Below are 22,658 nucleotides of genomic sequence, written 5' to 3'. Positions count from 1 at the left end.
CGATGGCATCACCTCGTTTTATTCATTTACGTGTTCACAGTGACTATTCCATGATTGATGGGCTAGCCAAAACAGGGCCACTGGTTAAAAAAGTGGCTTCAATGGGTATGCCTGCATTCGCGATCACCGATTTTACTAACCTTTGCGGGTTAGTCCGGTTTTATGGTGCAGCGCATGGTGCAGGAATCAAACCCATTATTGGCGCTGATTTTTATGTGGAAAGTGAATTATTAGGTGATGAAATATCTCACCTAACTGTTTTAGCACGTAATAATGAAGGCTATCAAAACCTTACCTTACTAATTTCTGAAGCATACCAAAAGGGCTATGGTGCGGTTGGGCCAACGATAAAACGAGAATGGCTGGCCAAGCACAAAGACGGCTTGATTCTGCTGTCCGGTGGCCGTAAAGGGGATGTCGGGCAATTTCTATTAAGGGGAAACCAATCCTTAGTGGATGAGTGCCTTGCATTCTATGAAACTCATTTCCCAGATAGCTACTATTTAGAGTTAGTCAGAACAGGCCGGCCTGATGAAGAAAGTTATCTACATGCGGCTGTCGAGTTAGCGACTAAAAAAGGCCTACCTGTCGTTGCAACGAATGATGTTTGTTTCATTGAAAGTAGTGATTTTGACGCTCATGAAATACGTGTTGCTATCCATGATGGTTTTACATTAGCAGATCCAAAAAGGCCTAAAAATTATAGCCCTCAGCAATATTTACGTTCCGAAGAAGAGATGTGTGAGCTGTTTGCTGACATCCCTGAAGCGCTAGAAAACAGTGTAGAGATTGCTAAGCGTTGTAATGTGACGATCCGTTTAGGTGAATACTTCTTACCTCAATTCCCAACAGGGGATATGAAAACAGAAGACTTTTTAGTTATGCGCTCTAAAGAAGGGCTCGAAGAGCGTTTAGAATTTCTGTTTCCTGATGAAAAAATCAGGGCAGAAAGACGTCCTGAGTATGATGAACGTTTAGATATCGAACTCAACGTAATCAACCAAATGGGTTTCCCTGGCTACTTCTTGATAGTTATGGAGTTTATCCAATGGTCGAAGGATAACGGCGTACCCGTTGGGCCTGGACGAGGTTCGGGGGCAGGTTCCCTTGTTGCCTACGCACTCAAAATTACTGACCTTGACCCGTTGGAGTTCGATTTACTATTTGAGCGTTTCTTGAACCCTGAGCGTGTTTCGATGCCTGACTTTGACGTCGATTTCTGCATGGAAAAACGCGACCAAGTCATTGATCACGTAGCCCAAATGTATGGGCGTGATGCCGTTTCACAAATCATTACCTTTGGTACGATGGCGGCAAAAGCGGTTATCCGCGACGTGGGGCGTGTACTTGGGCACCCATATGGTTTTGTTGATAGAATTTCTAAATTAGTGCCGCCAGATCCCGGTATGACACTAGAAAAAGCATTCGAAGCAGAGCCACAGCTCCCTGAAATTTATGAAGCTGATGAAGAGGTTAAAGCGCTTATCGATATGGCGCGTAAACTCGAAGGGGTCACTCGAAATGCCGGTAAACATGCGGGTGGGGTGGTTATCGCTCCAACTAAAATTACTGACTTTGCGCCACTGTATTGTGATGCGGAAGGTAATAACCCCGTCACGCAATTCGATAAAAACGATGTCGAATATGCAGGGCTAGTGAAGTTTGACTTCCTCGGCTTACGGACGTTGACGATCATTAACTGGGCGTTGGAAATGATCAACGCGCGCCGTGCTAAGAAAAACTTAGAGCCGGTTGATATTGCGGCGATTCCGCTGCACGATCAAAAAAGCTTTGATATGCTGCAGCGCTCAGAAACCACGGCAGTATTCCAGTTGGAATCCCGTGGAATGAAGGACTTAATTAAGCGATTACGTCCCGACTGCTTTGAGGATATGATCGCTCTGGTAGCATTATTCCGCCCCGGGCCATTACAATCAGGCATGGTAGATAACTTTATTGACCGTAAGCATGGTCGTGAAGAAATTTCGTATCCAGATGTACAATGGCAACATGAATCATTAAAACCTGTTCTAGAGCCCACATATGGTATTATTTTATACCAAGAACAGGTTATGCAAATTGCTCAGGTTTTAGCCGGTTACACGCTTGGCGGTGCAGATATGCTGCGTCGTGCGATGGGGAAAAAGAAACCTGAAGAAATGGCGAAGCAGCGTTCTGTTTTTGAAGAAGGAGCAATCAAAAACGGGGTAGACGGCGAGTTATCAATGAAAATCTTTGACTTGGTAGAGAAATTTGCCGGTTATGGGTTTAATAAATCGCACTCAGCAGCTTATGCTTTGGTTTCTTATCAAACATTATGGTTAAAAGCTCACTATCCCGCTGAATTTATGGCTGCTGTAATGACCGCTGATATGGACAACACGGAAAAAGTGGTCGGTTTAGTTGATGAATGTTGGCGAATGGGCTTAAAAGTATTGCCACCAGATATCAATAGTGGGCTTTATCACTTCCATGTGAATGATGAAGGTGAGATAGTTTACGGTATTGGTGCAATTAAAGGGGTCGGTGAAGGCCCGATTGAGGCGATTGTTGAAGCGCGTCAACAAGGCGGGATATTTAAAGAGATTTTTGACCTTTGTGCGCGAGTCGATATTAAAAAAATTAATCGTCGTGTGATGGAAAAGCTTATCATGGCAGGGGCATTTGACCGATTAGGCCCTCACCGTGCGGCATTGATGTCTTCCCTTGAAGATGCATTAAAAGCGGCTGACCAACACGCTAAAGCAGAGGCAATAGGCCAAGCAGATATGTTTGGTGTATTAGCGGAAGCACCTGAACAAGTTGAAAGTTCATACGCCAGTGTGCCTAAATGGCCAGAGCAGGTGGTATTGGATGGTGAACGCGAAACGCTTGGTTTATATTTAACAGGGCATCCAATAACGCGATACTTGAGCGAAATAGAGCGCTATACTAATGGGCTTAGATTAAAAGATGTGAACCCCACCCCTCGTGGTCAAGTGACAACTGTGGTAGGTTTAGTACTTTCAGCTAAAGTCATTACAACCAAGCGTGGAAATAGAATAGGTATTTGTACGCTTGATGATCGTTCCGGTCGTCTGGATATTATGTTATTTTCAGATGCACTCGATAAATACCAACATATGTTGGAAAAAGACAATATCCTGATAGCCACCGGTCAGGTCAGCTTTGATGATTTCAATGGTGGTAATAAAATGACAGTGCGTGAGTTAATGGATATTAGTGAAGCAAGGGAGAAATATGCACGAGGACTTGCAATTTCACTGTCAGATAAACAAATTAACGATCAATTGCTGAACCGGCTTCGCAGTACTCTTGAACCTCATCGTTCAGGAACGATCCCGGTTCATCTGTATTACCAGAAGGATGATGCCAGAGCCAAGCTTAAATTTGGTGTTGTTTGGCGTGTGACGCCAGTGGATCCCCTTCTGAACGATCTTCGAACTCTGCTGGGTAGTGAGCAGGTAGAATTAGAATTTGACTAAAATAGGAATATTATGAGTCTGGATTTTCTTGATTTTGAACAGCCAATCGCGGAATTAGAGGCGAAAATTGATTCTCTAACAGCGGTTAGCCGTCAAGATAACAACTTAGAAGTCAACCTAGATGAAGAGGTTGCTCGTTTACGTGAAAAAAGTGTTGAACTGACACGTAAAATTTTCTCTGATCTAGGAGCTTGGCAAATCGCTAAACTCGCTCGTCATCCACGTCGTCCATATACATTGGATTATATTTCTCGCATTTTTACTGATTTCCAAGAATTAGCAGGTGATCGTGCTTATGCAGATGATAAAGCCATTGTGGGTGGAATGGCGCGTTTAGATGGTCGCCCAGTTATGATTATTGGGCATCAGAAAGGGCGTGAGACAAAAGAAAAAATCCGTCGTAATTTTGGTATGCCAGCCCCAGAAGGTTACCGTAAGGCATTGCGTCTGATGGAACTGGCTGAGCGTTTTAACTTGCCTATTATTACCTTTATTGATACTCCTGGGGCTTATCCGGGCGTTGGTGCTGAAGAGCGTGGTCAGTCAGAGGCTATCGCACGTAATTTACGTGAAATGTCACGTTTATCTGTCCCAGTCATTTGTACTGTTATTGGTGAAGGTGGCTCTGGCGGTGCTCTTGCCATCGGTGTTGGTGATAAAGTCAATATGCTGCAATACAGTACTTATTCTGTTATTTCACCAGAAGGCTGTGCTTCTATTCTATGGAAAAGTGCAGATAAAGCACCACTAGCAGCAGAGGCGATGGGGATTACGGCTCCACGTCTTAAAGAACTGAAATTAATTGATAATGTTATTCCTGAGCCATTAGGCGGTGCACATCGTAATTATGATGAAATTGCGGAACAGCTAAAAGCACGCCTGAATGAGGACTTAAACGAATTAGATGCATTAGATGCCGAAGCGTTGAAAAACCGCCGCTATCAGCGTCTGATGGACTATGGTTATTGCTAATTATTAACCGCTAATCGTTAATAAAAACGGGAGTTTGCTTTTTGCCAGCTCCCGTTTTTTTATTTTTAAGCTAGTCATTTTTAATGATAACAGAGTGTTTTGATTTAAATTATTCATCTGCTGAAAATAATAATAGATAGGAACTAGGGTGCGACAATATAATTATTTGCTATATGCTTTTACTTGCGTATTGATATGGAGCTTTATTCCTATTGTCTCTCGTTTTGGGCAAGAAGGTATGGATAGCTTCCAATTCCTTTTTTGGTCAAACTTAATTTCAGCGATATCTGTAATTATTGTTGCACTTGCTTCTGGGTATCGGCTGACAAAACTGTTTATCTTGCCAAGAGATGTACTAATCAAAGTCTTTGTTCTTGGTTTTCTTGATTGTTTATTCTACTTGTTACTGTATTACGGATATTCCATTGAAAATGGTATCGCCGTATTGGTCATTCAATATAGCTGGCCATTAGTTATTATCTTGTTATCAGTAGTATTGCTAAAAGATAAATTAGCTGGAAGACAAATAATTGGCATCATAGTTGGTTTTATTGCGGTGATTATTACTTTTACTAAAGGGCAAATTACACAGCTACATGTTGAAAACCCAACAGCGTTATTACTGGTTTTTAGTGGTGCATTTTGCTTTGCACTAATGTCAGTTTTTTCTCGCCAATATTCGATAGACCCCTATATTAGTACTGTGTGGTTATTTATTTTTTCAACGCTAACTTCTTTTGCCTTACTGATACTATTTAGTGAAATGCAGTTACCTTCAAAAGCAGCTTTTTGGCCAACATTGGTTAATGGCATTTTAATCAATGGGGTGTCTTATATTTTGTGGTTTAAGGCGATGAATACAGGTCATTCAGCGAAAATAGCTTCTGTGGTATTTTTATCTCCCGTATTATCGGTACTCTGGTTAGTGTTAATCTTAAATGATGTTTTTGAAATTGCGTATGCAATTGGGGTATTACTGGTAATTATTTCTGGTGTTCTGTGTGTTGGCGCAAAAAGCCAAAGCCAGAAGTCGTAAGAAGGGCGAATAAATGGCGCAGCATTCGCAAGTAATTGTTGAACAAGTTCTTAATAAAATAAGTGGTATTCAAAAAATTCTAGTGGGATTCAGTGGTGGTATTGACTCTACGGTTTTATTACATGCACTTTATCTTATTCGGCAACAACGGCTTCCTTCACTAGAAATTCGTGCTATTCATATTCATCATGGCTTGAATAGAAAAGCAAACGAATGGGAGCAGCATTGTGCTCAATTATGTTCACAATGGGACATTCCTTTTATTTGCCGACATGTCGTGGTTGATTCAAGCCAAAAAGGTATTGAAGCAGCAGCACGAGAAGCTCGTTATCAGGCTTACCGAGAAGAATTACAAGAAGGCGAGGTATTAGTTACGGCTCAACATCTTGATGACCAAGCAGAAACTTTCATGTTAGCGTTAAAGCGTGGTAGTGGGCCAGCAGGGTTGTCTTCAATGCCTGAATTATTGAGTTTTTCAGCGTGTTGCGGTTCAACATGGCTATTACGCCCATTACTTTCAACACCCCGTATAGCGCTAGAAGCTTATATGCAAGAGCAACAATTGTCGTGGGTTGAGGACGATAGTAACCAAGATGACCGTTACGATAGAAATTTTTTACGTCTTCATATTATGCCAACTTTGGCTGAGCGCTGGCCACATTTTTCTCATGCTGTCGCGCGCAGTGCAGCGCTATGTGCTGAGCAAGAATCATTACTCGATGAGTTATTAAAAGATACCCTTGAAGGTATGATGGATTACCGAGGGGGCCTATTTATAGATGATTTGCAAGGGTGTTCATCTTCCAAACGTAATGCTTTAATTCGTCGTTGGGTTGGTTTGCACCAATTGCCAATGCCGCCATTTAACCAATTGGAACGTATTTGGCAAGAAGTCGCGTTAGCTCGGCATGATGCAGACCCTATTTGCCGCTTAGGGCAATTTGAAATTCGTCGTTATCAAGGCGCATTGTGGGTTGTTAAGCGCATTAATAGTCTATTAAATAAACAGTTTGAATGGGCTTTTCCTGAGGTTTTTGAGTTACCTGAATCCTTAGGAGTATTACAAGTTATGGAAGGAGAGGGGCAAATACGGCCACCACTTTCGCATGAAAATGTGACAATCCGTTTTGGGCTGCAAGGCACATTGAAAATAGTAGGACGCCATCGTTCCAGAAGCAGTAAGAAGATCTGGCAAGAATTAGGCGTAGCTCCATGGATGAGAGAAAGAGTGCCATTAATTTATTATAACGACCAGCTAATTACCGCAGTAGGGTGCTTTATTACCCCTGAGGGGGTGGTTGATGAAGCGTCTCTGGGTATTGCCATCGATTGGCAAAAAGAGGGTGAATTTAAGGTATTAAATTAATGAGAAGCCCCTTATGACTGTGATTACCATAAGGGGCTATAGAAGGACTCAAAATCGTGAGTATTAGTGAGAGTGGTCGACAACAATTGTGCCGATTTCAGGATGACTGAAGGAAATTATGCAATCCAATCTTAACTCCTTGGTTCCATCATGTGTCTCAACAATCAGGTACTCAACTTTTTTTCGTAGGAGTAAATCACTGGCCTTCCCCTCAATATTCACGCCGTCATTAAGTATTATTTGCAACTTTAGCTGACGTTGGCATGCGATTTCTAGATATTCGTAATCATCACAATTGATAGGTTGATATTCAGTATCTGTAGACATATTCCCTCACCACTGTGTTAGTGGCGGTTATTGCCGCCTTGAACATGTTGTACTAAGCAAAAATGTGCTTAGTACGATAATAGCACAGTAACTTTAATAACTATAATCACAGCGCAGGGAAAAAGACAATTCTTATTCACTAAATCAATACACAACGTATTTTATCAGTAATGTCCGAATTTTCTTATGTTTGACATATTTTTATTAGATGAAATGCTATGATGTTTATATTGGTTAACAAGTTAAAACACATGGTTTTAAGGGAATTATAATGAAAAAATCACTAATGTTAGTCTTAATGGCGGTTGGAAGTATTACGTTAGCTGGCTGCCAGAGTGCGACAAAAAATATTGATGCAGCACCAGTCGATAAAGTCTATACAGGGGTTTTACCTTGCGCGGATTGCTCTGGTATTGAGGCGACATTGTTAGTTAACCAAGATGGTAGTTATGTTGAACAGCTCGTTTACTTAGGAACGAAAGATGGTGATACAGCTTTCCATGATACTGGTAAATGGGATATAGAAAATAATAAACTACGAGCAACTAATCCTAAAGGTGAAAGTACTTATTTTGCCCAATCAGCAGATGGTCAATCAGTGACCTTGCTGGATTTAGACGGTAACCCGATTGAAACACAGATGAATTATACGTTAGACCAAGTTAAGCCAAGTAAAAAAGTGGGGCAGTACCGCTATATGGCTGATGCAGCTGTTTTCAAAGAGTGCGATAGTGGTCGCCAATACGCTGTTTCTGGTGTTGAATTAGAAAAAGCGTATGGAGAAACTGGGGTAGATGGTGGTACACCTGTCTATGCTGAAATTGAAGGTTATTATACCATTCGTCCTTCAATGGAAGATGGCCAGTTTGATTCCGCATTAGTCCCAACAGGTGCAATTAAGTTCGACAAATCTGCTTCTTGCAACTAATTCGTACTTTTTTCTTTCTTAAGAAGACCCACTTCAACTGAAGTGGGTCTTTTTCTTTTTGGGCTATAAATTACCAATTAAAACGCCGTATTACCCATCTTTAATTTTTTTCTTATCATTATTTGATATCAATATAACTTTTTTATTGACGCAAAATATTTATATAAATGTGAGGGTTGTCATGGCTGTTGGTCAATGGGAGACAATTGTTGGTTAGTTTGAATTATCGAAAATGCTGGGAAGGCAGTATACTCAATTCAACTAGAGATAATTAATTGCTTTAGTGTGTAGGGTTGGGTTAGATGATAAGTCTATAAGAAAACTTATAAGTTATAGCGGTAATAAAAAATAGAACGAATCAAAGGATAAGGAATGAATAAGAAAAATATTTATCTATTTTGTTCTGCAGGAATGTCTACCTCACTGCTAGTTAACAAAATGAGACAGCAAGCAGAAAAATACGATGTACCTGTCAATATAGAGGCCTTCCCTGAAAGCTTAGCTTCAGAAAAAGGTGTAGATGCGGATGTGATATTACTCGGCCCGCAAATTGCTTGGATGTTATCGGATATCCAAAAATTATTACCTAACAAGCCAGTTGAAGTTATTGATTCACTTTTGTACGGAAAAGTGGATGGGCTCGGTGTACTAAAAGCTGCCGTTGCAATTATAAAAAAACAAACTGCAAGCTAATACCAAAAAGCTATTTACAACCTCTACAACATAATAACTCCATCAACATTAACGTTATTAACATAACGTAATTAGTTAAGAATGGAGCATACTCAAAAAATTGAGGGTATTTTTATGAGTCTTTTTATCACTTCGCTTGAAAAGGTACTCCTTCCATTCGCTGTTAGATTGGGAAAGCAACCTCATGTTAATGCAATAAAGAATGGTTTTATTCGAATTATGCCTCTGACCTTAGTTGGGGCAATGTTTGTGTTAATTAATAATGTTTTTCTGAGTTTTGATACAGGGTCATTTTTCTATTCTTTGGGGGTTAGACTAGAGCCTTCAACGATAGAAACACTAAATGGTTTTAAAGCCATTGGTGGAAACGTTTATAACGGGACATTGGGAATTATGTCCTTAATGGCACCTTTTTTTATTGCGATGGCACTGGCGGAAGAACGTAAGGTTGATCCACTTGCTGCTGGTTTGTTAGCTGTTGCTTCTTTTATGACAGTCACACCATATGACGTCAATGGTGCTTATGCCGTTGGTGCTAATTGGCTCGGTGGGGCTAATATCATTTCAGGGATCATTCTAGGGTTAGTCGTTGCTGAAATGTTCACTTTTATTGTTCGCCGTAATTGGGTGATTAGATTACCAGATAGCGTACCACCATCCGTATCTCGTTCATTCTCTGCACTTATTCCTGGTTTTATCATCTTATCAATTATGGGAATTGTGTCGTGGGCGCTAAGCGGTATTAGTAGTAATTTCCATCAAATCATTATGGACACAGTATCCACACCACTTGCTTCTATGGGGAATGTTGTTGGCTGGGCATATGTTGTATTTACCTCTCTATTATGGTTCTTTGGTATCCATGGTTCTCTCGCATTAACCGCATTAGACAGCGGTATAATGACACCGTGGGCATTAGAAAACGTGTCTTTATATGCAGAGTATGGTTCAGTTGATGCTGCGATTGCTGCGGGCAAATCCTTCCATATGTGGGCAAAACCGATGCTTGACTCCTATGTATTCTTAGGTGGAACGGGCGCTACATTAGGATTAATTATCGCTATTTTTATCGCATCACGTCGTGCCGACCATCGTCAGGTTGCAAAATTAGCATTACCGGCAGGTATTTTCCAAATTAATGAGCCGATTATTTTTGGTCTACCGATCATTATGAACCCGGTTATGTTTATTCCATTTATTCTTATTCAGCCTTTATTGGCAGGAATAATGGTCGCGGCTTATTATTTAGGGATTATCCCACCAGTGACGAATATCGCACCATGGACAATGCCGACGGGTCTGGCTGCATTCTTCAATACTAATGGTAGTATCGCTGCCTTACTACTTGCATTATTTAACCTTGGTGTGGCTGTACTCGTTTATCTTCCGTTCGTTGTGATTTCTAATAAAGCACAAAACACAATCGATGAAGAAGAGAGTGAAGAAGATATTGCTAACGCACTTAAGTTTTAAAATAGGGGGAGTTTGCTCCTCCCATCAAAATAGAGATAAAAGTATGTTTGAACTTAATGATATCCAAGAAAATGCGACTATGGATGAACTTGAAGAAGTTGTCATGGGGCTGATTATTAATGCAGGGCAAGCAAGAAGCTTGGCTTATACCGCATTAAAAAAGGCGAAAGAAGGTGATTTTGTGACGGCAAAAAGTTTAATGGCACAATCGCACTCTTCGCTGAATGAGGCGCATAAAGTGCAAACTCAATTGATTGAAAGTGATATGGGTGAAGGACGAATCAAAGTTAGCTTAGTTCTGGTTCATGCACAAGATCATTTAATGAATGCCATGTTAGCCCGTGAATTAATTACAGAGTTAATTGAGTTACATGAAAAATTAAACCATTAGAGAGGGAGCCATGATGCAGGCACTGATGAATAGAACCGACACTAATGCTGAAATTAAACTCGTTCAAGAAAGTGAACTTTTTAATAATAAAACCTTTCATGTCTTTATTTATAATAAAGTTGAGAGTGCAAGTGGACTGCATCAACATGATTATTATGAATATATGATTGTTCTAACGGGGCGTTGTTATCAAATAATTAATGGGAAAAAAGTTTTATTAGAGCGGGGAGATTTTATTTTTCTCCCAATAGGGTCGCATCATGAAAGCTCTTATGATTTTGGGCCTACACGGATACTCAATGTTGGAATTAGTAAATCATTTTTTGATAAACATTATTTACCACTATTACCAAGTTATTTTGTTGCATCGCAAGGCTATCAATTAAAAAATGAATTTATGGCTTATATAGAGTCCGTGATTGCATCATTAAATTTTCGTGATAGTGAATTTAATGAATTTATTGAGTTAGTTACATTTAATGTCGTAAATCGATTACGCCATTATCGTGAAAAAAGTATGCGAGATGATGCCCCTCAATGGTTAAAAAATACATTGGAAGAAATGCATGATATCGCTATGTTTAGTGAAAGTGCTCTACAAAATATGATTTCGATAACGGGAAAATCACAAGAGTACTTAACTCGGGCAACAAAACGCTATTATGGCAAAACGCCAATGCAGATTATTAATGATATCAGAATTAATTTTGCTAAAAAGCAACTCGAAATAACTAATTATTCAATTACGGATATTGCTTTTGAATCCGGTTATAGCAGTCCAAGTTTATTTGTTAAAAAATTTAAAGAGCTAACTTCATTAACACCAAGTGATTACAGAAAAAATCTATTTAGTGTTGAACAAAAAATGGTAGGTTAAATTATTACCTAAATAATCTTCCCATTTCTAAGCGTCTCAAGCATATCCATCTTTTTCTATAAAGATGGTGTGCTTTTCTATGTCTATTATAAAGGTACAATGAGGTTAATATGACTCAGAATCAGAAATTAAAAGTTGTCACCATTGGTGGTGGGAGTAGCTACACTCCTGAATTACTAGAAGGTTTTATTAAACGTTACCATGAGTTACCTATTACTGAATTATGGTTAGTGGATGTTGATGAAGGTAAAGAAAAATTAGATATTATCTATAATTTATGCGAGCGCATGGTTAAACATGCCAATATATCACTCAAGATATTTAAAACGCTTGATAGGCGAGAAGCATTAAAAGACGCTGATTTCGTGACGACTCAATTAAGAGTTGGGCAATTAAAAGCACGTGCGTTAGATGAATCAATCCCCTTAAAACATGGTTATTTGGGGCAAGAAACTAATGGTGCTGGTGGCTTATTCAAAGGGCTGCGAACAATACCTGTGATTTTTGATATTATTAAAGATGTCGAAGAAATTTGCCCGAATGCTTGGGTAATTAATTTCACCAACCCCGCAGGTATGGTAACTGAAGCTGTTTATCGCCACACTAACTTCAAACGTTTTATTGGTGTTTGTAATATACCTATCGGTATGAAAATGTTTATTACCGATGTTTTGAAACTATCTGATAGCGATGAATTATCTATCGACTTATTTGGTTTAAATCATATGGTTTTTATCAAAGACGTTATTGTAAATGGTTCATCACGGTTTAATGAGTTATTAGAAGGGATTGTCTCTGGAACATTAAGCGCAAATTCAGTTAAAAATATTACAGACCTTGCTTTTGATGAAGGATTAATTCGTGGATTAAATCTGATCCCATGCTCTTATTTATTGTACTATTTTAAACCTAAGGAAATGCTAGCGATTGAGCTTGGCGAGTATTATAAAGGGGGGGCTAGGGCTCAAGTCGTGCAAAAAGTTGAGCATCAACTCTTTGAACTATATAAAAATCCAACATTAGATGTAAAACCTAAAGAGCTTGAATTAAGAGGTGGAGCTTATTATTCAGATGCCGCTTGTGAAGTCATCAATGCAATATACAATGACAAACAAACGGAGCACTATGTTAATATTCCACATCATGGGCATATTGATAATATTCCTGAAGACTGGACAGTCGAAATGACATGCTTATTAGGTCGTGATGGCGCAAAACCGCACCCACGAGTAAAGCATTTTGATGATAAAGTACTTGGTTTAATTTATACCTTAAAAACTTTTGAAATTACCACTAGCCAAGCTGCAGTAAATGGTCAGTTTAATGATGTTTTATTGGCGATGAATCTAAACCCATTAATTCATTCTGATAACGATGCGCGTTTAATTTCTAAGGAATTACTTATCGCCCATAAAAAACACCTACCGAACTTCGCTAAAGCAATACAACAGCTTGAGCAAGAAGGTTAATTAGCCAAATAGCTTATAGTGTCAAGGGAGAGCATATGGCTGTATTACTTATTGTAAATGCCGATGATTTTGGACTCTGCGAGGCCGTTAATTACGGCATCATTGAATCTCATCGTAATGGAGTTGTTCATTCAACAAGCGCGATGATGAATATGCCTGCAATATCCCATGCGGCTAAATTAAGCCAAGAGAATCCGAATCTGGCAGTGGGGATGCATTTTGTTTTAACGGCTGGGAAGCCTTTCTCATCAATGCCTACTCTCAGCCGTGATGGGCTGTTGGGTAAATGGCTTTGGAATATTGATATTAATGATTTACCATTGATTGAGATTGAACAAGAACTAAATTTGCAATATCAAAAATTTATCGAAATTTTTGGTCAAAAACCGAGCCATATCGATAGCCATCATCATGTTCATATGATTGAGGGTATTTTTCCAATTGTAGTTGCTTTCGCCCAAGAAAAGGGTATTGCATTACGTGTTGATCGCCAATTAGAGAAAAATTGGCCGCCATTATCATATCAAGTGCCAAGCACTGACTGTTTTAGTAGTGAGTTTTATGGTGATCAAATCTCAGAAGCGTTATTTTTGAAGATTATTAATGAAGCTAAAGCACAAGGTAATAATTCTATTGAAGTTATGAGCCATCCTGCTTTTATTGATAATGCGCTATTAAAAAGTAACTATGCTTATCCACGTTTAAATGAATTGGAAGTATTAACATCTGAAAATTTAAAATCACAGATTTTGGCGGATGGTTTTAAGATTGGTTCGTACCGAGACATCTAAAAAAAGAAGCCCAAATTCAAATAACCGAAATTTGGGCTTTATTTTCTAGCTTTTAACTTATTTTATTTACCGAGCTTTCCTTTTAGGAAGCTAATAACATTTTCTAAGCCAACCAATTCTTTATCATCACTACGGCGTGATTTATATTCAATTTGGTTGTTGTCTAAGTTACGGTCACCAATAACGATAGTGTATGGAACACCAATCAGCTCCATATCGGCAAACATCACGCCTGGGCGCTCTTTACGGTCATCGAAAATCACATCAATACCATTTGCTTTTAAGTCAGCGTAAAGTTTTTCTGCAACTTCTTTAACACGATAAGATTTGTGCATATTCATTGGTAAAATAGCCACTTGGAACGGAGCAATTGCATCCGGCCAAATAATTCCGCGGTCATCATGGCTTTGTTCAATAGCAGCGGCAACAATACGCGTTACACCAATGCCATAACAGCCCATGGTGACGATTTGGTTATGTCCATCTTCATTTTGGACTGAAGCTTTCATTGCTTCTGAGTACTTAGTACCTAATTGGAAAATATGGCCAACTTCGATACCACGTTTAATTTGCAGTACACCTTTACCATCTGGGCTTGGGTCTCCTTCAACAACGTTGCGTAAATCAAAAGCTTCTGGTAACGCCAAATCACGTTCCCAGTTGATGCCAAAATAGTGTTTACCATCAATATTTGCGCCTGCACCAAAGTCGCTCATTACTGCAACGCTACGGTCGATAACAATCGGTAGTGGCATATTGACTGGGCCTAAAGAGCCTGGGCCAGCATTCACTGCATTTCTGATTTCAGCTTCCGTGGCGAATTCTAATGGGCTGGCCACTAATGGGTGTTTTTCTGCTTTGATTTCATTTAACTCATGGTCGCCTCGAATTAATAAAGCGACGAGCGTGTGACCTGAATCTTTTTTCGCATGAACAATCAATGTCTTAACAGTTTTTTCAACAGGTAAATTGAATTGCTCAACGAGTTCTGCGATTGTTTTTGCATTAGGCGTATCAACAAGACGCATCTCTTCTGTTGGAGCGCAACGTGGCGTTGTTGGTGCTAATGCTTCTGCGAATTCAATGTTAGCGGCATAATCAGATTCGGTAGAGAAAATAACGTCATCTTCACCATTTTTTGCTAATACTTGGAATTCGTGGGATGCGCTACCGCCGATAGAGCCGGTGTCAGCTTGAACGGCACGAAAATCAAAGCCAATACGCGTGAAAATTTTGCTGTAGGCTTCGTACATCGCATCATAGGTTTCTTGCAATGATTCTTGGCTAGTGTGGAAAGAGTATGCATCTTTCATAATAAATTCACGCGAGCGCATCACGCCAAAACGTGGGCGAACTTCATCACGGAATTTGGTTTGAATTTGGAATAAATTCAATGGCAATTGCTTGTAAGAGGTGATTTCGTTACGGACTAAATCTGTGATCACTTCTTCATGGGTCGGGCCGAGAACAAACGGGCGCTCACCACGGTCAACAAAACGCAGCAATTCAGGACCATACTGTTCCCAACGTCCACTTTCTTGCCATAAATCTGCAGGCTGAACGACGGGTAAAGATACCTCGATAGCGCCTGCATTTTCCATTTCTTCACGGACGATGGTTTCTACTTTACGCAGAACACGAACACCAGTGGGTAACCAGTCATACAGACCGGAAGCAAGTTTACGGATCATTCCTGCACGCAGCATCAGCTGATGGCTGATAACTTCTGCATCCGCAGGGGTCTCTTTTAGAGTTGAGAGCAGATATTTGCTAGTACGCATTGTATAGGTTCCATTAGAACAACAAGTTATGGCAAACGACTTATTTGCCAAGGTATATAGTGAGCTAGTCTACCAGTGACGGAGGCTTGCCAAAAGGGGTTAACGTGATTTTTCGTATGGTTCGATAGCGAATACTTCAGTCACACCATCAATTACCCGCCAGCGAATATTAAAATCTAATAAATGGACTGCATAGTCACGTGTTTCAGTAGATTGTTTCTTATATGCGGGGCGAGGGTCTTGCATTAAAACTTGTGAAATAAATTGTTTAATACCTGGGTAGTGATTTTGATAATCATCTAATTCAGTTTCTATTTCTGGGGTAAATATAACCTGCATATCATCTGAAGGTATGTCCTGTGCGTACCCTGCAGTTGCGGTTGGTATTGCCTCAGCAAAGGGTAAGTATGGTTTTATATCGATAACAGGGGTGCCATCTACTAAATCAAGGCTACCAAGCTCAAGGATCACTTGACTGTTTTCTATTGTTATTCCATGTAATTCAACAAGAGACATGCCTATTGGGTTTGGTCTAAATGTTGAACGGGTTGCGAAAACACCCATTTTATCATTGCCACCTAGTCTTGGAGGGCGCACTAGCGGTTTCCAGCCATTTTTCATTGTTTGATGAAAAACGAATAGAACCCAAACATGGCTAAATTGACTGAGTCCTCGCACCGCATTGGGGTCGTTGAATGGAGAATGCAGATGTAAGCGTCCCGCACCCCCCTGAACAAGTCCAGGTTGGCGAGGGATTGCAAACTTTTCTTTATAAGGTGATTCAATGTGCCCAATAACATTAAACTGAAAAGGTTGCATAAGATATTTATTCAACAATTTGTAATGCACTGCCTTCACAGATAGTTGCCTGATAACAACCTGGAGAGGTCATGGTTTGGCACTGGTGTAAAAGTACGGCATCAGCCGCAATATAGGCAGCTTGTGTTAACATACTGTTTTTTGCGGTATTCAAATTTGCCGGAGGGCTTTGAACGCTTTCTCGACAAGATTCCCCAGAAACAACACCTAAATCTTTGAAAGGCATCCCTAATAATTCTTCTGGGCTATTCATTAATTTAACGTTTGCTGTGTCTGGCTCTGTTACTTTCGGTACAGGTTTAGACAATTTCATACTAGTGAAACCTTTATTTTGCCCTGGACTCGTGTATTGGTTAATTCCACACCCGGCTAACACAAATGTTACCAAAGTGAGCAATAACAGTCTCATAAGTTATACCTTTCTTATCTGATTCAAAATAATGCTGCGTTGTTTTTATAGTCTATAAATTACAAAAAATACTAGACGGCGTTAAGCCGTCTAGTATTTTAATCGTTTTTTAAATAATAAAAAAGATTACCAACCTTTAACTGCACCACCATCGAAGACTTCATTAGCTTTGTTTGCTACTTCATCTGATTGATATGCCTGAATAAATTTTTTCACGTTCTCACTATCTTTATTATCTTCACGAGCAACAATAATATTTACGTACGGAGAATCTTTATCTTCAACAAATAAACCATCTTTTGCAGGTGTTAATTTAGGTGTAGCACTACTTGCCCAAGTCGTATTGATAATCGCTAATGCAATTTTTTGGTCATCTAAAGCACGAGGTAATTGAGGCGCTTCTAACTCAACAAATTTCAGGTCTTTCGGGTTTTCAACCACATCTAAAACAGTTGGCATTAAGCCAGTACCATCTTTTAATTTAATTAAACCTTGTTGTTGTAATAACAGCAATGAACGGCCTAAGTTAGTTGGGTCATTTGGTAACGCAATTTGAGAGCCATCAGCGAGTTCATCTACCGACTTAATTTTTTTAGAGTAAGCCGCAATTGGATAAATAAAGGTATTTCCAACAGGAACTAATTTGTAGTTACGATCTTTAATTTGTTGATCAAGATAAGGCTTGTGTTGGAATGCGTTCGCATCGATATCGCCTTTACTTAATGCTTCATTAGGTAAAACGAAGTCATTAAATGAAACGAGCTCAACATTTAAACCGTACTTTTCTTTAGCAACTTTCTGTGCGACTTCAGCAACTTCTAATTCTTTGCCCATGATCACACCAACTTTGATGCTGTTGGCATCTTTCTCTTTTTCACCACAACCAGTGAGAACGAGTGTGCCTAATAGCGCGCCGACAACTGCGATAGATTTTAATTTAATAGACATTGGTTTACCCCTTTAAAACGGACTTTATAAGCACCTTAACGGCGCAGCTATTTTACTAACTATCGATGTGAAACTTTTTTCATTAAATACTCGCCACCAAACTGAATTAGGTTTACTAAAATGACGAGGAGAACAATAACAGTATTCATCACAACAGGGTTATAAGTTTGATAACCATATTGTAGTGCGATTTGACCTAAACCACCGGCACCAACTGCACCACCCATTGCAGAATATCCGACTAACATAATTAACGTGATAGTGGCTGCATTAATTAAACTTGGCAATGCTTCAGGGATCAAAATCTTACGAATAATCTGAAGCGGAGTCGCTCCCATCGCACGGGCTGATTCAATTAAACCACTTGGAATTTCTAATAACGCATTTTCAACCATGCGAGCAATAAACGGCGCAGCGCCAATTGTTAAAGGAACGATTGCCGCTTTTAAACCAATAGTCGTTCCAACAAGAAACGAAGTTAATGGAATAATCCACACCAGTAAAATAATAAATGGCACTGAGCGGAAAATGTTTACTACAACTGCAAGAGCACGATATAGCCCTACATTCTCCATTACTTGGTCTTTGCGTGTAATATAGAGCAATACACCTAATGGTAAACCTAAAACAAAACCCAAAAAGCCGGAAACAAAGGTCATTGTGATAGTGTCAATTGTGCCGTTAATCAGCAGGTAAATCATTCTCTCAGACATAACCCAAAACCTCTACTTTCACATGATGCTCTTTTAAAAATGCAATTGTGGATTCAACCCCACCATTGATGCCATGTAGCTCTGCGAGCATCACACCAAATTTCACGCCGCCGGCGTAGTCAATTTGTGAACTTAAAATATTAATATCAATATCAAATTTGCGTACAGCCATTGAAATTAAAGGTGCATCAACAGACTGCCCTGTAAATTCGAGCTTGAGTAATGGTGATAAGTCCTTACCTGGCTCCGTTTTTAATCGTTCTTTATAATCATCTGGAATATCAACAACTAATGTTGATTGAATAAACGCTTGAGCGACAGGTGTTTTCGGGTGAGAGAATACTTCACTCACTTTGTCTTGCTCAATTAATTGACCGCCACTTATTACAGCTACTTGATCACAAATACGTTTTACAACATCCATTTCGTGGGTAATTAATAAGATAGTTAAGCCTAATCGACGGTTAATATCTTTTAATAATTCTAAAATTGAACGGGTTGTTGCGGGGTCTAACGCACTTGTCGCTTCATCACATAGCAATACTTTTGGTGAATTAGCTAATGCGCGAGCTATAGCAACACGTTGCTTTTGTCCGCCCGAAAGGTTTGCTGGGTATGCATCTTTCTTTTCAGTTAACCCAACTAAATCGAGTAATTCACTTACACGCTCTATAATTTTTTCTTTAGGCGTATTATCAAGTTCCAAGGGGAGAGCAACGTTATCAAAGACGGTACGTGAAGATAACAGGTTAAAATGCTGGAAAATCATGCCAATGCCGCGACGTGCTCTCGTCAACGTTTTTTCAGTCATTGATGTTAAATCTTGTCCATCAACAATAACTTGGCCTGAAGTTGGGCGTTCAAGCATATTCACGCAACGAATAAGCGTACTTTTACCCGCACCTGAAGCACCAATAACGCCATAGATCTGACCAGCAGGCACATGCAAGCTAATATCAGTAAGCGCTTGAATGTTACGGCTTCCTTGCTGGAAAACTTTATTAATATTTGAGAGCTTTATCATTTATAGTTTCTAACTTTATCTGAATTGTTTTTAGATAGTGTATCTAATAAGGTTGGATGTTAAGGCGTCTAGACGTCTAAGTCAATAAAGATTGTTCTATTTATTCTATTCTCCTTTTATTTCTTTTCATGAGATACTAAAAAGATACTAAATTTTAGGAGTAAACAGGTGAGTAACGGGATCCCAGCAGTCTTTTTAGATAGAGATGGAACAATTAATATCGATCATGGTTATGTACATAAAATTGATGATTTCGAATTTATCGAAGGGTCAATTGAAGCGATGCTCGAATTAAAAAAGATGGGTTATGCATTAGTTATTGTAACTAACCAGTCAGGTATTGGTCGGGGAATTTATACAGAAGACCAGTTTATGCAACTCACAGAATGGATGGATTGGTCATTAGCAGATCGCGGTATCGACTTAGACGGTATTTATTTTTGTCCTCATCATACTGAGGCTACAGTAGAAGAATATCGCCAAGACTGTAATTGCCGTAAACCAAAGCCAGGAATGCTACTAGACGCGCAGGCTTTTTTAAAAATAGATATGGCATCATCTATTATGGTGGGTGATAAACTTGCTGATATGTTGGCAGGTAAAGCCGCTAAAGTCGGTACAACTGTATTAGTGAAAAGTGGCGAGCCAGTCACCGATGAAGCAATCAATAATGCAGATATTGTTATTAACAGTATCGCAGAGTTGCCAGAAACGCTAAAAAGAATCAAAAAGTAGCCTTTTTGGGTGGTAAATAGGCAGTTAGAAAAAAAATGTAAAAAAACACTTGCCAGATTTTTCTGACTCCCTATAATGCGCCACCACTGACCGGGAACAAGACAACGCAAAGCGCGATGAACACTGAAACGGCAGCGAGAGATTCTGAAAAAGAAAAAGCAAAAAATTGCTTGACTCTCACGGAGGAAAACGTAATATACGCCTCCTCGCAGCAACGACCGAAAGGTTGGTTTTCATAAAGAAAAGCTGCAACGCTCTTTAACAATTTATCAGACAATCTGTGTGGGCACTCACAGGACACTATCAAAAAAATATTTGATTTTAAGTCTTGAAGAGTGACTAACACGTTAATTCATATATATGAACTAATAGGTAATATGTTTTCGCAAGAAGACATACGACAGTAAACATTCTTTGAGCATCAAGCTACTTTTAATTGAAGAGTTTGATCATGGCTCAGATTGAACGCTGGCGGCAGGCCTAACACATGCAAGTCGAGCGGTAACAGGGGAAGCTTGCTTCTCGCTGACGAGCGGCGGACGGGTGAGTAATGTATGGGGATCTGCCCGATAGAGGGGGATAACTACTGGAAACGGTAGCTAATACCGCATAATCTCTCAGGAGCAAAGCAGGGGAACTTCGGTCCTTGCGCTATCGGATGAACCCATATGGGATTAGCTAGTAGGTGAGGTAATGGCTCACCTAGGCGACGATCCCTAGCTGGTCTGAGAGGATGATCAGCCACACTGGGACTGAGACACGGCCCAGACTCCTACGGGAGGCAGCAGTGGGGAATATTGCACAATGGGCGCAAGCCTGATGCAGCCATGCCGCGTGTATGAAGAAGGCCCTAGGGTTGTAAAGTACTTTCAGTCGGGAGGAAGGCGTTGATGCTAATATCATCAGCGATTGACGTTACCGACAGAAGAAGCACCGGCTAACTCCGTGCCAGCAGCCGCGGTAATACGGAGGGTGCAAGCGTTAATCGGAATTACTGGGCGTAAAGCGCACGCAGGCGGTTGATTAAGTTAGATGTGAAATCCCCGGGCTTAACCTGGGAATGGCATCTAAGACTGGTCAGCTAGAGTCTTGTAGAGGGGGGTAGAATTCCATGTGTAGCGGTGAAATGCGTAGAGATGTGGAGGAATACCGGTGGCGAAGGCGGCCCCCTGGACAAAGACTGACGCTCAGGTGCGAAAGCGTGGGGAGCAAACAGGATTAGATACCCTGGTAGTCCACGCTGTAAACGATGTCGATTTGAAGGTTGTTCCCTAGAGGAGTGGCTTTCGGAGCTAACGCGTTAAATCGACCGCCTGGGGAGTACGGCCGCAAGGTTAAAACTCAAATGAATTGACGGGGGCCCGCACAAGCGGTGGAGCATGTGGTTTAATTCGATGCAACGCGAAGAACCTTACCTACTCTTGACATCCAGAGAACTTAGCAGAGATGCTTTGGTGCCTTCGGGAACTCTGAGACAGGTGCTGCATGGCTGTCGTCAGCTCGTGTTGTGAAATGTTGGGTTAAGTCCCGCAACGAGCGCAACCCTTATCCTTTGTTGCCAGCGATTCGGTCGGGAACTCAAAGGAGACTGCCGGTGATAAACCGGAGGAAGGTGGGGATGACGTCAAGTCATCATGGCCCTTACGAGTAGGGCTACACACGTGCTACAATGGCGTATACAAAGAGAAGCGACCTCGCGAGAGCAAGCGGAACTCATAAAGTACGTCGTAGTCCGGATTGGAGTCTGCAACTCGACTCCATGAAGTCGGAATCGCTAGTAATCGTAGATCAGAATGCTACGGTGAATACGTTCCCGGGCCTTGTACACACCGCCCGTCACACCATGGGAGTGGGTTGCAAAAGAAGTAGGTAGCTTAACCTTCGGGAGGGCGCTTACCACTTTGTGATTCATGACTGGGGTGAAGTCGTAACAAGGTAACCGTAGGGGAACCTGCGGTTGGATCACCTCCTTACCATTGAAGTGTTTTTGTGAAGTGCTCACACAGATTGTCTGATGAAATAGAGTAGCGGTATCGATAGGCTTGTAGCTCAGGTGGTTAGAGCGCACCCCTGATAAGGGTGAGGTCGGTGGTTCAAGTCCACTCAGGCCTACCACTTTTCTCTTATGCTGCGTTATGGCTCAGCTCGTTTACCCAAAAGTAAACTTCGCTAATCCACGCCTTGCCTAAGAAAAAAGACCTCCGAATAAGAAAATCTTATAAAGAGATTAATTGATACCGAAAATACCTTTATGGGGCTATAGCTCAGCTGGGAGAGCGCCTGCCTTGCACGCAGGAGGTCAGCGGTTCGATCCCGCTTAGCTCCACCATAATTTTTCTGATTATTCAGAATAGATTAGTAATAGTCTATTGCGAATAATTATGCTCTTTAACAATCTGGAACAAGCTGAAAATTGAAAAC

Annotated in this window: 19 protein-coding genes, 2 tRNA genes and 1 rRNA gene; 15 read left to right on the top strand and 7 right to left on the bottom strand. The window is 40.4% G+C overall.

Annotated features, from left to right (window positions below; all coding sequences use genetic code 11):
* Positions 1-2: 2 nt before the first annotated feature.
* The 4 genes from dnaE (at position 3) to tilS (ending at position 6,859) form a co-directional block, all read left to right on the top strand.
* Positions 3-3,485, top strand: coding sequence for a DNA polymerase III subunit alpha (dnaE, locus tag PZ638_RS15840; RefSeq protein WP_036957990.1), 3,483 nt, complete (start codon positions 3-5; stop codon positions 3,483-3,485).
* A gap of 12 nt (positions 3,486-3,497) precedes the next feature.
* Positions 3,498-4,457: an acetyl-CoA carboxylase carboxyl transferase subunit alpha gene (accA, locus tag PZ638_RS15835; RefSeq protein WP_004257429.1), complete on the top strand. Its 960-nt coding sequence runs from the start codon at positions 3,498-3,500 to the stop codon at positions 4,455-4,457.
* A 148-nt stretch (positions 4,458-4,605) separates the two neighbouring features.
* The gene (locus PZ638_RS15830) at positions 4,606-5,493 is read left to right on the top strand and encodes a DMT family transporter (RefSeq protein WP_094961142.1); all 888 of its coding nucleotides are present in this window, start codon (positions 4,606-4,608) and stop codon (positions 5,491-5,493) included.
* A 13-nt stretch (positions 5,494-5,506) separates the two neighbouring features.
* Positions 5,507-6,859 carry a tRNA lysidine(34) synthetase TilS gene (gene tilS, locus PZ638_RS15825; protein ID WP_112307290.1) on the top strand — a complete coding sequence of 451 codons (1,353 nt, stop codon included), beginning with the start codon at positions 5,507-5,509 and terminating at the stop codon, positions 6,857-6,859.
* A 63-nt stretch (positions 6,860-6,922) separates the two neighbouring features.
* On the opposite strand, the gene rof is transcribed toward tilS, so the two are convergent.
* Complete coding sequence (gene rof / locus PZ638_RS15820; protein WP_004257417.1) at positions 6,923-7,186, bottom strand: Rho-binding antiterminator; 264 nt, start codon at positions 7,184-7,186, stop codon at positions 6,923-6,925.
* A 271-nt stretch (positions 7,187-7,457) separates the two neighbouring features.
* Between rof and PZ638_RS15815 the strand changes: the two genes are divergently transcribed.
* From PZ638_RS15815 to chbG, 7 genes are all read left to right on the top strand, one after another.
* Positions 7,458-8,114: a copper resistance protein NlpE N-terminal domain-containing protein gene (locus PZ638_RS15815; protein WP_094961144.1), complete on the top strand. Its 657-nt coding sequence runs from the start codon at positions 7,458-7,460 to the stop codon at positions 8,112-8,114.
* 372 nt (positions 8,115-8,486) lie between these two features.
* A complete protein-coding gene (locus PZ638_RS15810) occupies positions 8,487-8,807 on the top strand; it encodes a PTS sugar transporter subunit IIB (protein ID WP_094961145.1) in 321 nt (106 codons plus the stop codon).
* Positions 8,808-8,921: 114 nt separating this feature from the next.
* Positions 8,922-10,280, top strand: a complete 1,359-nt coding sequence (gene chbC / locus PZ638_RS15805; RefSeq protein WP_036957985.1) for a PTS N,N'-diacetylchitobiose transporter subunit IIC — start codon at positions 8,922-8,924, stop codon at positions 10,278-10,280.
* A gap of 43 nt (positions 10,281-10,323) precedes the next feature.
* The gene (chbA, locus tag PZ638_RS15800; protein WP_094961146.1) at positions 10,324-10,671 is read left to right on the top strand and encodes a PTS N,N'-diacetylchitobiose transporter subunit IIA; all 348 of its coding nucleotides are present in this window, start codon (positions 10,324-10,326) and stop codon (positions 10,669-10,671) included.
* 10 nt (positions 10,672-10,681) lie between these two features.
* A complete protein-coding gene (gene chbR / locus PZ638_RS15795) occupies positions 10,682-11,548 on the top strand; it encodes a transcriptional regulator ChbR (RefSeq protein WP_094961147.1) in 867 nt (288 codons plus the stop codon).
* Between the two features lie 110 nt (positions 11,549-11,658).
* The gene (locus PZ638_RS15790) at positions 11,659-13,017 is read left to right on the top strand and encodes a 6-phospho-beta-glucosidase (RefSeq protein ID WP_272674647.1); all 1,359 of its coding nucleotides are present in this window, start codon (positions 11,659-11,661) and stop codon (positions 13,015-13,017) included.
* A 35-nt stretch (positions 13,018-13,052) separates the two neighbouring features.
* Complete coding sequence (gene chbG, locus PZ638_RS15785) at positions 13,053-13,808, top strand: chitin disaccharide deacetylase (protein WP_094961149.1); 756 nt, start codon at positions 13,053-13,055, stop codon at positions 13,806-13,808.
* 62 nt (positions 13,809-13,870) lie between these two features.
* On the opposite strand, the gene proS is transcribed toward chbG, so the two are convergent.
* The 6 genes from proS to metN form a co-directional block, all read right to left on the bottom strand.
* Complete coding sequence (proS, locus tag PZ638_RS15780; RefSeq protein ID WP_004257383.1) at positions 13,871-15,589, bottom strand: proline--tRNA ligase; 1,719 nt, start codon at positions 15,587-15,589, stop codon at positions 13,871-13,873.
* A gap of 99 nt (positions 15,590-15,688) precedes the next feature.
* On the bottom strand, positions 15,689-16,408 hold the full coding sequence (gene tsaA / locus PZ638_RS15775) for a tRNA (N6-threonylcarbamoyladenosine(37)-N6)-methyltransferase TrmO (RefSeq protein WP_206277424.1): 720 nt from the start codon (positions 16,406-16,408) through the stop codon (positions 15,689-15,691).
* A 7-nt stretch (positions 16,409-16,415) separates the two neighbouring features.
* Entirely contained in the window at positions 16,416-16,817 is a 402-nt protein-coding gene (gene rcsF, locus PZ638_RS15770; protein WP_004257380.1) for an Rcs stress response system protein RcsF, read from the bottom strand.
* Positions 16,818-16,943: 126 nt separating this feature from the next.
* Positions 16,944-17,765 (bottom strand): MetQ/NlpA family lipoprotein, encoded by an 822-nt coding sequence (locus tag PZ638_RS15765; RefSeq protein WP_004257378.1) that lies wholly within the window; start codon positions 17,763-17,765, stop codon positions 16,944-16,946.
* Between the two features lie 59 nt (positions 17,766-17,824).
* A complete protein-coding gene (metI, locus tag PZ638_RS15760; protein ID WP_004257375.1) occupies positions 17,825-18,478 on the bottom strand; it encodes a methionine ABC transporter permease MetI in 654 nt (217 codons plus the stop codon).
* A complete protein-coding gene (metN, locus tag PZ638_RS15755) occupies positions 18,471-19,502 on the bottom strand; it encodes a methionine ABC transporter ATP-binding protein MetN (RefSeq protein WP_094961151.1) in 1,032 nt (343 codons plus the stop codon). Before metN ends, metI begins: the two co-directional genes overlap by 8 nt.
* Positions 19,503-19,670: 168 nt before the next feature.
* On the opposite strand from metN, the gene gmhB reads away from it, so the two are divergent.
* The 4 genes from gmhB to PZ638_RS15735 all read left to right on the top strand — a co-directional run bounded on the left by gmhB (position 19,671) and on the right by PZ638_RS15735 (position 22,566).
* Positions 19,671-20,237: a D-glycero-beta-D-manno-heptose 1,7-bisphosphate 7-phosphatase gene (gene gmhB / locus PZ638_RS15750; protein WP_094961152.1), complete on the top strand. Its 567-nt coding sequence runs from the start codon at positions 19,671-19,673 to the stop codon at positions 20,235-20,237.
* A 433-nt stretch (positions 20,238-20,670) separates the two neighbouring features.
* Positions 20,671-22,210: ribosomal RNA gene (locus tag PZ638_RS15745) — 16S ribosomal RNA — on the top strand.
* A gap of 65 nt (positions 22,211-22,275) precedes the next feature.
* Positions 22,276-22,352: transfer RNA gene (locus tag PZ638_RS15740), tRNA-Ile, on the top strand.
* Positions 22,353-22,490: 138 nt separating this feature from the next.
* Positions 22,491-22,566 (top strand) — tRNA-Ala (locus PZ638_RS15735).
* Positions 22,567-22,658: the final 92 nt, after the last annotated feature.

It is taken from the genome of Providencia hangzhouensis (genome assembly GCF_029193595.2).
GTDB lineage: Bacteria > Pseudomonadota > Gammaproteobacteria > Enterobacterales > Enterobacteriaceae > Providencia > Providencia hangzhouensis.
The sequence above is the reverse complement of the archived record's forward strand: the minus strand, read 5'-3'. Positions and strand labels throughout refer to the sequence as shown.

Coding starts and splice junctions, on each gene's coding strand:
- PZ638_RS15765 (WP_004257378.1), bottom strand. CDS start 17,765: ATGTCTATTAAATTAAAATCTATCGCAGTTGTCGGCGCGCTATTAGGC.
- metI (WP_004257375.1), bottom strand. CDS start 18,478: ATGTCTGAGAGAATGATTTACCTGCTGATTAACGGCACAATTGACACT.
- tsaA (WP_206277424.1), bottom strand. CDS start 16,408: ATGCAACCTTTTCAGTTTAATGTTATTGGGCACATTGAATCACCTTAT.
- rcsF (WP_004257380.1), bottom strand. CDS start 16,817: ATGAGACTGTTATTGCTCACTTTGGTAACATTTGTGTTAGCCGGGTGT.
- accA (WP_004257429.1), top strand. CDS start 3,498: ATGAGTCTGGATTTTCTTGATTTTGAACAGCCAATCGCGGAATTAGAG.
- chbG (WP_094961149.1), top strand. CDS start 13,053: ATGGCTGTATTACTTATTGTAAATGCCGATGATTTTGGACTCTGCGAG.
- PZ638_RS15815 (WP_094961144.1), top strand. CDS start 7,458: ATGAAAAAATCACTAATGTTAGTCTTAATGGCGGTTGGAAGTATTACG.
- chbR (WP_094961147.1), top strand. CDS start 10,682: ATGATGCAGGCACTGATGAATAGAACCGACACTAATGCTGAAATTAAA.
- dnaE (WP_036957990.1), top strand. CDS start 3: ATGGCATCACCTCGTTTTATTCATTTACGTGTTCACAGTGACTATTCC.
- tilS (WP_112307290.1), top strand. CDS start 5,507: ATGGCGCAGCATTCGCAAGTAATTGTTGAACAAGTTCTTAATAAAATA.
- proS (WP_004257383.1), bottom strand. CDS start 15,589: ATGCGTACTAGCAAATATCTGCTCTCAACTCTAAAAGAGACCCCTGCG.
- PZ638_RS15810 (WP_094961145.1), top strand. CDS start 8,487: ATGAATAAGAAAAATATTTATCTATTTTGTTCTGCAGGAATGTCTACC.
- PZ638_RS15790 (WP_272674647.1), top strand. CDS start 11,659: ATGACTCAGAATCAGAAATTAAAAGTTGTCACCATTGGTGGTGGGAGT.
- rof (WP_004257417.1), bottom strand. CDS start 7,186: ATGTCTACAGATACTGAATATCAACCTATCAATTGTGATGATTACGAA.
- chbA (WP_094961146.1), top strand. CDS start 10,324: ATGTTTGAACTTAATGATATCCAAGAAAATGCGACTATGGATGAACTT.
- metN (WP_094961151.1), bottom strand. CDS start 19,502: ATGATAAAGCTCTCAAATATTAATAAAGTTTTCCAGCAAGGAAGCCGT.
- chbC (WP_036957985.1), top strand. CDS start 8,922: ATGAGTCTTTTTATCACTTCGCTTGAAAAGGTACTCCTTCCATTCGCT.